A 14,262-nucleotide genomic window follows, 5' to 3' on the forward strand; every position below is an offset into this window, starting at 1 on the left:
TTTTTATTTTAAAATAATACTAAAACCTAATTTAAATGTTCTTGGAAGTGGGTATGACCCCAAATCAATGCCTGGTGCTAACGGCGTGTTTACAATCCCTTTTACTTCTGGGTCATACCCTGAGTAATTAGAAATAATAAATAAATTAGAAACCGACACATAAGGTCTGATTAAACTGAATGGACTTTTTTTATTAGGCCTCCATGTATATGATAATGAGATGTTTTGTAATCTTAAAAATGAACCATCTTCTACATATCTATCTAAATAATCTGGGTTAACCGCACCTAAAGAAGCTCTAGGATAGGTTGCAGGCGTATTTTCATCCACCCATCTACCATTAAATGCTTCAAGGGTTTGACTATATCTACCATCCCAAATATTCATGCCTTCCCAAGTAATTTTGTTTAAGTTAAACACATCATTTCCTAACATGCCATTAAAGAGCATATTCACTGAAAATCTCTTGTAAGTAAAAGTTGTATTGATTCCATAAATTAAGTCTGGTTCAGGATTACCTATAACAACCTTATCTTCATCATTGATTTCTCCATTATCATCTTGATCTATATAAATAATATCTCCAGGATTAGGAGCAACACTAGACCGTGTTGGTGCATCTACAACGTCTGCAGCGGATTGATAAATACCATTCGTTTGATACCCATAAAACAAACCGACAGTTCTTCCCAAATATGAAATATTTGGAGCTCCACTCTGTAAGCCTCCAACTCCAGGGCCAAATCGATAAGGATCACCATCTAAGTCAATAACTTTAGATTTATTTTGAGAGAGAGAAACCCCTATATTCCATGTAATATTTTCTTTTTTGATAATATCACCTTCTATGAATAGTTCCCAACCTTTATTCTCAATTTCACCTCCATTAACTGTAGTAGAGGAAAATCCACTAGATAAGGGGAATGTTTTATCTAACAATAAGTCTTTAGTGTTCTTTTTATAATAATCTGCTGTTACATTTAACCTATTTTGAAACAACCCAATATCTAACCCTACATTACCTTGATAAGTTGTTTCCCACTTTAAATCATTATTAAATTGATAAGATGAAGAAGTTACACCTGTTTCAATAGTTCCATTAATAGGATATCGTCCTCCTTGTGCTAGCTGAGCCACTGTAGCTAATGGACTTATTGCTTGATTACCACTGGTACCATAACTCAATCTTAATTTAAGAGCCGAAAGCCAATCTTCATTTTTAAGAAATTGTTCATTTTTCATTCTCCAAGCAAAAGCTGCTGAAGGAAAGAATGACCATTTGTTCCCTTCCGCGAATTTTGAAGACCCATCATATCTACCTGTGAAAGTAAATAGATATTTATTACTAATAGTATAATTAAGTCTTCCATAATAGGATGCAAGTCCCCATTCTTTATGTGAGCTAATTGGTGTACCAGTAATTGCCGCTCCTACAAAACTTTCATATCCTAAAGTTGGAATATCAAATCCTGATGCTTTATTTCTAAAGCTTTTTCTAATCCATTTATGAATGGTTTGTCCAACGACACCATTTAACCTGTGGTTGTTATTTATTTTCTTATTAAATGACAGTGTATTTTCATTTATATAATCAAAATTTGAGTTTTCAACCCTAGAAACAACACCATTATTCCTATCACTTGCATAAGTGCCTTCACCCCAAAATGAATTTCGGATTGAATTAGAAAAATTAAAACCAAATGTAGATTTAAAAGTTAACCAATCATTTATTTCAAAAATTCCAAATAATTTTGATTGGGCAAAATAAAGTCTCTGTTCATCTACAATATTGTTAATTTGTGTAATAGGATTATACGTTTCATCTTCATTATCATTGATAAGATCCTCAACATTAACATCTAAATCTTGAACCCAAGTTGGATTAAAAGCTCGATATTGCACAGCCATACTAATAGGAGAGAAAAAACCATTTGTTCCATTATTTGAATACGGAACAATATTAGATACAGTACTACTGAAATTAGAGTTTATTCCAACTTTAAATGAATTTGAAACCTTGGCTTCTAAATTAGATCGTATAGAATTTCTTTTTTGATCTGATTTTATGATAACTCCTTCAGCTTCATTATGATTTGCAGCTATTGAGTATTTAAAATTATCCGTACCGCCTCTAACAGATAGATTTATATCGTTACCTATAGCTAAACGATATAACTCATCTTGCCAATTTATATCATAATTATAAGTTTCATACGTCGATAAATCATTCGGATCACCAAAAACAGGTAAATTAGTAGGGCCATCATTTATTGATGCTTCATCGTAAAGCTGTGTCCATTGTTGAGGCGTAATTACATCTATTTTATCACGAATTGTTGAAAAGGTTGTACCTACATCTAATTGAATAACTTTCTCTCCTGACTTTCCCTGTTTTGTTGTAATTAATATTACACCATTTGCTCCACGAGATCCGTAAATAGCAGTAGCAGATGCATCTTTAAGGACATTAATAGATTCAATATCATTAGGGTTTATCATAGACAACGGACTTGGTGCAGGTGTGCTCCCATAATCTTCAGTACCTTCAGAATAGAAAGAATCTGAGTTATTCATTTCCATACCATCTATAATATACAAAGGCTGGTTTGACCCCGTTAGAGAATTACCCCCACGAATATTGACATCTGCATTAGAACCTGGAGCTCCACCCGTGGTAGTAATCTGTACTCCGGGCATAGTTCCTTGCAGTAATTGCTCCGCAGATGATACAGCTCTTTGTTCTGTTAATTCTGTTTTAATACTTGACATAGAACCTGTTAGATCAGATTTCTTAGATTGTCCATAACCTATAAGAAGGACCTCATCTAATGTAGAATTTTCGGTTTCCATTACCACATTGATAACGTTTTGACCATTTATAGGAATGGTTTTATTCTTCATTCCTAAATAAGTGAATCTTAAAGAACCCGATTTGTTTCCTGGTTTTATTGCATACTTCCCATCAAAATCAGTAATTTCTCCAATTGATGTATCAACAACAACAATAGTAACACCTACTAAAGGCTCTCCTGTTTGATCTTTCACAACGCCAGTTACTATCTGTTGTGCTGATATTTGAAAGGCACACGATAAAAAAACACTTAATAAAAATAATTTGCATTTCATATACTTTTGGTTTTAGTTTTAACAATAGTAATTCATATACGGGTAGAAAAAAGGGTATATGGGGGGGTATTTTTTAGTTGAAATTAAAATTATTTTAACAAAATTAAATCAATTTCGAAACCTTGAGTTAAACTTAAAAATCAAAAACTTAACACTTAATTAATTTAACTTTTTAGAAAAAAACAATGAAATTCATTTACGCAAAAACTATTGCTACCACTATATTTATTTAGGATTAATATAATTTAAGTCTAAATAGTAATCTTTAAAAGATAGTTAATACTAATTAATACCTGTTTTTAATAATTGAAGCATCTTAATACAAAAAAAAGAAACTTATTTTTATATTTTAGTTTTAAAAGTGAGAAGGTTTAAATCTTTAAAAATTAATTAGAAAAAATTCAAAAAAATCGTATAAATAAATTCTTTTATTGACGTATTACTTTTTATACGGTTCATTAAAATAATTTTCCCAATCTTTCTTGAACTGTTGTTGAAATTTTAAAGCTTTGGTTTTGTTTTCTTCTTCAAGAATCCTATTTTTATTTGTATAGGCAACTTCATTTACAACATCAAAAACAAATAAAGTATCTGCTATTCTTAATAATTGATGTTGAGAAAATTTTGATGTTTTCAAATTCAATAAGTCTTCCAAAACATCAAGGATTTTTGAATGTATTGTACTTTTACAGTTATCTACAATTTCTGATTGAATATCAGCTATTAACTCACCCTTTTCTAAAATACTTAAAAAACTATTCAATTCATCACCCTTTATAGGTAAGTCTTTTTTAATAGATTCCGTAATGACAGCATTCAATTGATTATATTGAAACAAATCAATAAACAAATCATCATCTGCTCTTATAAACCATTTTTTATTTTCGTATTTTATTTTTAATAATTTATTAGGAATATTAGCTCTTATATTTTGCAAATAGGTGCTCCTTATATTTTTAGCTCTTTTTGCATTAGCTCCAGGCCACATAATATCTGATAATTTTTGAGGAGAAATCCCCTTTTCTTCCATAGTATAGTATAGTATAACAAACAGAAAAATCTTTTGTTTAAAAGGTAAATCATTTAAAATATTAACACCTTTATTATTTGTTATTTCAAATGTTCCAAAACATTTAATACTACCGCTATCTGAATTTTTTTTAAATGTTTTAAAACGGTTTGAAGAAATCGATTTTTTTCGTCGCTTTAAAAAAAGTAAAACTATAGTTCCAATAACAAGTGCTATTGATAAAACCATTAAAAATTGAAACTCCTTATTATTATTTTTAATTTTCACAGGAAATTCTCCATTGAAAACACGGTTAATTTCTTGATCAGTTAACACTCTTGACCACAAGGCAACATCTTTTAAGTTTCCGTTATACAACTCCCCCCATTGATCATTACCTAAAATGTATTTATTATCGTCTGTTTTTAATTCATACTGTTTAACAACCTGAAAATCTGTAAGTATGCCATTAACATAAAATTTTACATACTCTCCCGCTTTATAAGTTATAGCTAAATGTTGCCATTCGTCCTTTTTTAATTCTGTTTTTCTATCAACAATATCAATTACACCTGGAAAAGTCAAGCATAAGTGCCCTTTTCGTATTTTAATAGTAAAACCATTATTTGTTGATAAAATAGAATAATTGTTGTTTATGTGTTTTGGTTTAGCAAAAAAACTAACCGTTAAAGCTCGTTTTTCAAAATCACTATTTAAAGCTTTGAAATAAAAAACATTATTCTCTCCATCAAAAAAAGCCACACTTTTCTTTTTTGTTTCCTTGTGATACTGAATATTTTTATCAATTTCTAAAATATTATATGAAAAGCTATCTCCATGTAAAGGAAGATAAAAATCTAAATTTTCATCTATTTCTATTTTTTTTGCTTGCATATTTTTAAACAAGCTATAATTATTTGTGTTAAATGTAAAAAGTTCGGGTATAAAATTAAAACCTTCTTTATACGGCTCCACATCTAATTTTCCAAGATATTGATTGCGCTGTTCATTAAAACGAAAAACATCTGAGGATATATGAGTTACTCCAAAACTTTGAAGAAATGGCTGATGTTTCCATCTTATGTTTTTTTCATAACCTCCATTTTCATTAGTAGTTTTTAATTTTATTGTTAAAGGAATTTCCTTTTTTAATTGAATAACCATCTCGGGGTTATTTGTGCAAATAAAATTTGCAAACTTACCTGTTTTACGCAAATAATTTAAAACGGCTTCTTTTAAAGTATTATTTATAAAATTAGAATCTGTAAGCTCTTGTTTATAATTAGGATTAAACTCAAAAAGAGTGAAATGATTGGAAGGATCTCCCTTAATAAAAAGTTTTTCTGCATCAATTGGCATGCCTACTCCCATTTTTACATAAGTTATCGGAGAATTTTTTATATTGAAATTATTAAAAACAAGTACTTGCTTTTTATGAGATAATAGATCTTCAGAAAGACTATGTGAGTTTGGTTCTATTAATAGACTATTATTTTTAAAATATTTATTAATTTTAAGAGTATTCAAATTAGCATTATTAATAAATGCTATAAAATCGTTAGGATTATTTTTTAAAAAAGTTTTTATAAAAATAAACTCTGAAGTATTAAAAACAGTATTTGAATCAAGAATAAAAGCTCTATACCCTATATCTAATAATTCTTGAATAGGTTTGTTTTTTGAGGTTGTAACAAAAATTTCCTCATCAATATATTTCGATCTAAATATATTAGAATTAACATTTTGACTACTTACATACTCAACACTTATAAAAAAAAAGGAGATTATTAATAAAGTACTAAAATTAAAGTGTATTGTAGTTCCTTTCAATTTGTATTAATTTAACATATTACGAAAATACCTGTTGATGTTTTAACAGAAAATTAGAATTGAAGACTTGTTTTCTGTTCAAATGTAATAATTTTTTTTATCCTATCTTGATTTTTTGCATACCAACCTAAAGACTCTCTTAGCTAGTCTAAACCTCGTTTATGATATAATAAATACACCTTCTATTTTTTTTCAAAATTATAAAAAAACATTTGTTTTTATGCAGAATTATTATTGTCTTGATTTTGAGTTTTATAAAATAGGTAATAATCTTTTTACTTTAATTACCCCTTTGGATACTCTTTTATATACTCTATTCATAATGATATTAGCAAAATACATAAGCATAACACCATATTAAATAACTTTATTGTATAATTTTTTAAGTAAAAAGGATAAAAACTAAATATAGCATAAATAAAATTTCATTTTAATGAAAAATACTCCCAAAAAAATTAAATCCTGTTCCTATTTATTTTTAACGATGGTTTTATTAGTTTATCCTGTATATTCTCAAACAGAACCCAATTGGATTGATCAGGTAACAAACTACCAACAACCTTCTTGGTTTAATAGAGAAAGGGTTCAAATACATACTAGATTAGCTGCTCCTTATTACAATAATCCAGACCACCCCATTTATTCAAATTGGGCGAGAGATGTGATTTCTGTTATAGGTGCTACTGTTTTTACTAGACACATCAAAACAAATGATGATCCAATCCATTGGCAAAGTTCATGGGGAAAATGGACTGACTTTGCTGAAAATAGAAATATCATTCAAGAAGCCATTAATGAAGCTCATACCCACAATACAAAAATGATTGGATATTACAATCATTATTCCGATGGATATATTCGAGACAACTACCCTGAATATAAATGCAAAGATGTAAATGGTAATGATATTATTAGAGAAGGAAGAGGCACAATGATATGTTTTAATTCTCCATATATAGATTTACTTGCCACGAGATTAATAGAATTTGCTCAAATGGGAGGCGATGGGTTATATTTTGACGAGATTCATATGCCACGCGAAGGATGTTGGTGCAACTATTGTAAAACAAAATTTAACGAGCTAACAGGTCAGACTGCACCAACAACCATTAATGTTAATTCCCAACTGTACAAAGATTATCAAAACTTTAATAATGAATCTGTCGTTGAAGGATTTTATAAACTCCGACAAACATTAGAGGCTGAAAACCCGGATTTAGTTATGATAATTGGTAGTAATACACTACCAAAATTGACAGAGCGTCATTTAAACACTAATTTGTTTCGCTTAGCTCATGCTCATAAAACGGAATGGGACATATCACAAAGAACACTGTCCTCAGTGCCGAATGGAATAATGGTTCCTGATGAGAAAGTATGGAGAGGCCTATCTTATACTTTCTCAAGAGATATTTCTGATGGACGCCCTGCTCATTATTGGGTACCAGGAATGAGTTTTGTTCCCTCAAAAGATATTTTGGGAGCTACCGCTGGCTTAATTTCTTTTGGAAACATAGCTAACTTAGATATGAGGGAAACACTTTCCCCCGATTTAGATTTTATTAATGCTGTAACTTATGGCAATAATGTAAGTTCGGTATTTGAAGATTCTAAGCCTAATAGATGGTTGTTAATACATTTTAACGAGAAAGCGTTAGAAACTTATAGTGGAGAAACTGCTAATGGATGGTCTAATTTTTTATCACCATTTTACGGTTCGTATTATGCGGCTTCGGAGAATAAATTGTCTGTTGGAATAATTACTGATTCTCAACTTAAACAAGGATTATTTCAAGGAGCTAAAGTCTTATTTACACCAAACACAGAAACTATATCTGCGGAGTTACAGATTAAAATCGATGAGTTTGAATCTCAAGGTGGTGTAGTAATAACGGAAGACCCCTCTTGGGAATGGGAAAATGGCGGCACTGATTTTAATAATGCAAAAAATGAATTTCAAGCAATACTTAATAATGTGTATTCGCAACCATTATTCAAATCTAATGGGGGTTCTGGGTTTTATTACGTTAATTATTTTGAAAAAAATGATGCTGGGAAATTTAAATATATAGCATCCTATAGTAATGAACTTGAGTGGGTAACGGTTGGTGCTACCGCGCAAACAAATGGTAATTTACAGCCTGATCCAATAAGTGGAATCAAATTAATCGTAAATTCAGGACAAATACCAACATCTGTAAGGAATGTGCTTACAGACACTCCTGTATCTTTTAATATTTCTAATGGTGTTTTATCATTAGATGTTCCTAATTTTCAGAACTCAGGACTTATTGAATTAACTTATGATGAGCCGTTAATTGCACAAACCAATAATAATAGTTTGTTTCTTATAGATGATGCCTATGTACAAGGAGGTACAAATGGAGATTCAAACTTTGGAGTAGCAAGGTTGGCCACAAAAAGAGATGACGCTTTTAGTAATCAAGTACAACATTCATACTTAAAATTCGACTTAACTCACCTTGGAGCTTACCAAAACGTAAAATTAAGATTAACTAAAGAGGACTCCATAAACAACAATTTCGAAGCTTTTTTTGTGACAGACGATAGTTGGTTAGAAAGCACTATAACATGGAACACTGCACCTGTAGCAGGAACATCATTAGGAATTATTTCTAGTGGCACGTCTCCGCAAATAGAATGGAACATTACTGACATTGCCAATACGGAGCTGTCTGGAGATGGGATTATTTCAATAATGATAGTTTCATCTATTAACGGATTACAGTCAAATTTATATAGTAAAGAAACTGCTCCTACTAATAGTAAAAAACCATTACTTGCCGTAACAGTCGATTCTTCTGAACGGCAATTCCCAGTAGATGATGCATATGTAAGAGCAGGAACAGGTAGCGAAGTTAACTTTGGAACAGCGAGATTAATAACTAAAAGGGATGACTCTTCTGTCAATTTGGAAAGATTGTCGTTTGTAAAATTTGACTTATCAAACATAGGAACCAATTACAATAATCTAACATTTACTCTCACCAAAGAAGATAATATAAGTAATACCTTCGAAGCCTTTTTGGTTACGGACGACAACTGGTCAGAAAATAACATTACTTGGAGTACTGCCCCAAAAGCTCATACATCATTAGGAAAAATAAACAACAGCACTACAAATAAATTAGAATGGGACATTACTAATGTTGCTCAAGAAGAACAAAATAAGGATGGAATAATCACGATTATGATAATTTCTTCCAAAAACGGAATACAGTCCAATATATATAGCAAAGAATCTGCTCCTACTGATTTGGACAAACCAGCTGTAATTATTAATAACAAAACCTCATTAAACGTATTATCTTACTGCTATAATTGTGAAGAAAAAAATGTATATATATCCCCAAATCCAACTCTCGATGTTATTAATATTACAGGTATTGATATGGGTAAAAAAATATACTTGTATAATATATCTGGTAAAATGGTTTTAGAGCAAGATTTCACGCCATCCATTAATACCAAGAAATTATTGAAAGGGATGTACTTTTTAACTATTGTTGATAAAGAAAATTTCAAACACCATTTTAAATTTATAAAAAAATAGATTTTTCACAATATTTTCAAAACTTACCCTATAAAGTAACCATTATAATACCCCATAATGATGTTATTTTGAAAAATTAATGAATAAAATTATAATAATAAACCAAAGAAAATAAAATTTTAAAATAGTCACTATGACTACTAACAATATATAATCGATTATTTTAATATCAAATTAAATCCTATATGTTTTATAATACAAGATTACTTTTTTTAATATTTACCAGTTTATTAGGTGTTGTAAGCTGCTCCTTTAAATCAAAAAAAGATAAGGTTAATAAAATTAATGAAGAAAAAACAAATTTTATTGTAATTTTTGTTGATGATTTAGGTTATGGAGACATAGGCTGTTTTGGAGCCAAAGGTTTTAAAACACCTAATATTGATCAAATGGCAAAAGAAGGTGCTCGTTTCACAGATTTTTATGTTCCGGCATCTGTATGTACTCCATCAAGAGCAGGTTTATTAACAGGTTCTTACCCAAAACGGGTAGGACTTCATAAAGAAGTTTTATATCCATATTCTACTTCAGGATTAAATCCTAATGAAATTATTATTCCGGAGGTATTAAAACCTGCAGGATATACTACAGGATGTATAGGCAAATGGCATTTAGGACATCAAGAAAAATTTATGCCAAATAATCAAGGATTTGATTATTTTTATGGTGTACCATATTCCAATGATATGGACGGACATGTATACGTAAATATACCTTTCACATCACCACCACTTCCTATATATAAAAATAAAGTTAAAGTAGCTGAGGGCATCAATCAAGATTCGTTGACTATTCGTTGGACCAAAGCAGCTACCTCCTTTATAAAGGAAAATAAAAAACAACCCTTTTTCCTTTATTTAGCACACAATATGCCACATCGCCCTTGGCATGTCTCCAAACGCTACAAAGGAAGTAGTGAAAAAGGATTGTATGGCGATGTTATACAAGAATTAGATTGGAGTGTTGGAGAAATACTAAAAACATTAAAAGAAACAAATTTAGACGAAAACACCCTTGTAATATTTACATCAGATAACGGCCCAGTAGAGACATTAAAAAATGGTGGCTCTGCCGAACCACTTAGAGGAGGTAAAATTTCTACTTGGGAAGGCGGATTACGTGTTCCTTGTATTATGCGTTGGCCAGGAAAAATAAAACCAAATAAAGAAATTAATCAAATAACTTCTGTTATGGATTTCCTACCCACCTTTGCTTCAATAGCTCAAGTAAAAGTTCCTATTTCTCATAAAATTGATGGTTATAACATATCAAATATATTACTTGAAGATAAAAAAACAGTTTCACCTTATAATGCCTTTTATTTTTATGGACGTAATGGAGACTTAGAAGGTATACGTGAAGGCAATTGGAAATTTTACATAAAAAAATATAATATGCGTAAAAAAACATACACCAATCACATGAATTTGTACAATTTAAAAAATGATGTTGGAGAAAAACAAAATATTGCTGATATGCATCCTGAAATTGTTGAAAAGCTACATCAAAAAATGCTAAAGTTTGACAAGCAATTATCAATTGAAGCAAGACCTATTGGCCACTAATTATATATTTAACAAAATTATGAATAAATTATTTTCTGTACTATTAACACTATCTGTACTATTAGGCTGCAAAAGCACCCCTTCAATTACAACTACTAAACCACTACAACTACCTAATATTATTTATGTTTTAACAGATGATTTAGGTATAGGAGATGTTAGTACTTACAATCCTGAATCAAAAATTAAAACCCCTTATATTGATAAATTAGCATCAGAAGGAATGACGTTTACAGACGCACATACTACATCTGCAGTTTGTACACCAAGCAGATATAGCATATTAACAGGAAGGTACAGTTGGCGAACTAAATTAAAAAGCAGAGTGCTATATGGTGAAGACCCTCACTTAATACATCCACAAAGAGCTACTGTAGCCTCATTACTAAAAAGCGCTGGTTACTATACAGCTTCTATAGGAAAATGGCATCTTGGATGGGACTGGCAAAGAAATGAACACGGTAGTATAGATTTTTCAAAACCCATAAAAAATGGTCCAAATGTTAATGGGTTTGATTATTCTTATGGTTTTTGCGGCTCTTTAGATATGCCTCCGTATGTGTATGTAGAAAACGGAAAACCAACTGCCATCCCAAATGATTCTTCTGAAAACACAGATTATCAAGCACATTGGCGTAAAGGTCTTACTGCTCCAGATTTTATACATGAGGAAGCTACCCCTAATTTTTTTGAACGATCATTTAATTTTATCAAAAAACACGCACAATCAAACAAGCCTTTTTTTCTTTATTTACCATTACCATCCCCCCACACACCCATTTTACCAACAAAAGAATGGCAAGGTAAAAGTGGTTTGAATCCTTACGGAGATTTTGTTATGATGGTAGATAACTATATCGGAAAATTAGAAGCTATAATTAAAGAATCTGGAATTGAAGAGAATACTATGATTGTTTTCACAAGTGACAATGGCTGCTCTCCTAGAGCCAATTATCAAGAATTATTGAATAAAGGTCATAACCCTAGTTATATTTATAGAGGAACAAAATCCGATATTTTTGAAGGAGGTCATAGAGTTCCTTTTATTATTAAATGGCCAAATGCGGTGCCTCAAGGCACAATTTGTAGCCAAACCATTTCTCAATCAGATTTAATGGCAACTTGTGCTTCTTTAACCAATTTAAAACTATCAGATAACACCGCTGAAGATAGTTTTAATATGTTACCATTAATAAAAAACCCTAACACTGAAAACTACCAAAGAAAGGCAACTGTACATCATTCCATCGACGGGAGTTTTGCAATACGCAAAGGAGATTGGAAATATATTTTTTGCTCAGGTTCAGGGGGCTGGAGCTATCCAAAAACGATTAAAGACACTGAAGGGCTTCCGCCTTTTCAATTATATAATTTAAAATCAGATCCAGGAGAGTCAAACAATTTATACGGAAAATATCCTAAAATAGAAAATGAACTTTTTAATCTTATGTCTAATTATATTAAAAATGGCAGAAGTACTCCTGGCGCTAAAGTAAAAAATGACGGCGAACAATGGTGGCCTCAATTAAGTTGGATGAAAAATTCTTAAATAAGTAAAAAGTTTAAAATATGATTACCAAAAAATCTTTATTAATAATATTATTGATAATCTCGTTTTCAAAAACCACAATTGGGCAAAGTGTAGCAAATACTAATACATTAAAACAACGTATGCAATGGTGGGAAGATGCACGTTTAGGAATGTTTATACACTGGGGAGTATTTTCAGAGTTAGGAGGGGAATGGAATGGCGTTGATTATGGAAAAGAAATGGGAACTGCTAGTGCCGAATGGATTTACTTAATGTCTGAAATTGACACCAATGATTACAAACAAGCTGCTCAAAGGTTTAATCCTAAAAATTATTCGCCCGAAGAATGGGTGAAATCTGCCAAAGACGCAGGTATGAAATATATTGTTTTAACAACAAAACACCATGATGGCTTTGCTTTGTTCAACACCAAAGCATCAGACTGGAATATCTTGCAAGCATCACCTTATAAAAAAGATTTAATAAAACAATACATTGACGAATGTCACAAACAAGGTATTCGTGTAGGTTTATATTATTCGCATGAAAAAGATTGGTACCATCATGTGCGCTTACGTAATGATACATCGCCAATAAAAGAATCATATAAAAAATTAGTAAAAACCCAAATTGAAGAACTTTTAACGAACTATGGCCAAATTGATTTAATTTGGTTTGACATGGGAATTAGTGCCCATAAAGAATTCAATCAAATGTGCTATGATTTAGTTAGAAAACTACAACCCAACTGTATAATTAGTAGTAGAATTGGAAATGGTTTAGGAGATTATAAAAATTTAGGAGACAGAGAACTCGTTAATCCTGGTATGAATGAATATGTAGAATCAATAATGACAATGAGGTTAAATTGGGGTTTTGATAAAAATGATAAAAACTGGAAATCATCCTCAGAAGTTATTAGCATGATTTCTAAGAGTGCTTGTAGAGGCTCTAATTTTCTATTAAATTTAGGACCTCAACCCGATGGAAAGTTTACCCCCGAAGAAACTATTAGATTAAAACATATTGGAGAATGGATGACATTAAACGGTGATGCTATATATGAAACCAAGGGGTCTCCATTTAAAGGGGAATACAAATGGGGATCTTTAACATCAAAAAAACAACATGCTTTTCTTCATTTGTTTGATATGAAAGAAGATCATATTTCGGTAAATGGAATTATTTCTAAAGTAAAAAAAGCATATCTGCTTCACAACAATCAACCAATTGAGTTTAAGCAGAATTTAACTGACAAAAAAATCAGTCTAGATATTTCTACAATTACAAATAGCCATGCCACTAATATTATAGCACTTGATTTAGAGGGCGAATTAAAAGTAGATATAAACGAAGGTCCTACTTGGATTCCTGAACCTATTAAGCACTTAACACGAAAAGAAATTGTTGGTATCGCAACGAATGTTTCCAATTTTGGATTTACTATAAGTAATAAAGAAGATGAAATTATTTTTAAATTAAATGAAAATATTGAGTATCGAATTGTTAAAAATAAGGAAATATTAAGCGTACAAGGATTTCATGTTAGTAACGGTGAAAAATACAGGGTAGTTTACACGCCTTTTGACACCCCTGTTATAGAAATAATTTCTAAAGAAAACTAAAA

General features: G+C 30.7%; 6 protein-coding genes. 4 read left to right on the forward strand and 2 right to left on the reverse strand.

The genetic code is table 11. From position 1 onward, the window contains the following. Positions 1 to 3: 3 nt before the first annotated feature. The gene (locus APS56_RS04580) at positions 4 to 3,126 is read right to left on the reverse strand and encodes a SusC/RagA family TonB-linked outer membrane protein (protein WP_054725252.1); all 3,123 of its coding nucleotides are present in this window, start codon (positions 3,124 to 3,126) and stop codon (positions 4 to 6) included. 439 nt (positions 3,127 to 3,565) lie between these two features. Further along, positions 3,566 to 5,965: a LamG domain-containing protein gene (locus tag APS56_RS04585; RefSeq protein WP_054725255.1), complete on the reverse strand. Its 2,400-nt coding sequence runs from the start codon at positions 5,963 to 5,965 to the stop codon at positions 3,566 to 3,568. A gap of 433 nt (positions 5,966 to 6,398) precedes the next feature. On the opposite strand from APS56_RS04585, the gene APS56_RS04590 reads away from it, so the two are divergent. The 4 genes from APS56_RS04590 (at position 6,399) to APS56_RS04605 (ending at position 14,260) form a co-directional block, all read left to right on the forward strand. Then, the gene (locus APS56_RS04590) at positions 6,399 to 9,539 is read left to right on the forward strand and encodes a CBM96 family carbohydrate-binding protein (RefSeq protein WP_082379246.1); all 3,141 of its coding nucleotides are present in this window, start codon (positions 6,399 to 6,401) and stop codon (positions 9,537 to 9,539) included. A 185-nt stretch (positions 9,540 to 9,724) separates the two neighbouring features. Beyond that, the gene (locus tag APS56_RS04595; RefSeq protein ID WP_054725261.1) at positions 9,725 to 11,104 is read left to right on the forward strand and encodes a sulfatase family protein; all 1,380 of its coding nucleotides are present in this window, start codon (positions 9,725 to 9,727) and stop codon (positions 11,102 to 11,104) included. A 19-nt stretch (positions 11,105 to 11,123) separates the two neighbouring features. Further along, complete coding sequence (locus APS56_RS04600) at positions 11,124 to 12,653, forward strand: sulfatase family protein (RefSeq protein WP_054731157.1); 1,530 nt, start codon at positions 11,124 to 11,126, stop codon at positions 12,651 to 12,653. 20 nt (positions 12,654 to 12,673) lie between these two features. Next, positions 12,674 to 14,260 (forward strand): alpha-L-fucosidase, encoded by a 1,587-nt coding sequence (locus tag APS56_RS04605; RefSeq protein WP_054725264.1) that lies wholly within the window; start codon positions 12,674 to 12,676, stop codon positions 14,258 to 14,260. Positions 14,261 to 14,262 lie beyond the last annotated feature (2 nt).

This window comes from Pseudalgibacter alginicilyticus (assembly GCF_001310225.1).
Lineage (GTDB): Bacteria > Bacteroidota > Bacteroidia > Flavobacteriales > Flavobacteriaceae > Pseudalgibacter > Pseudalgibacter alginicilyticus.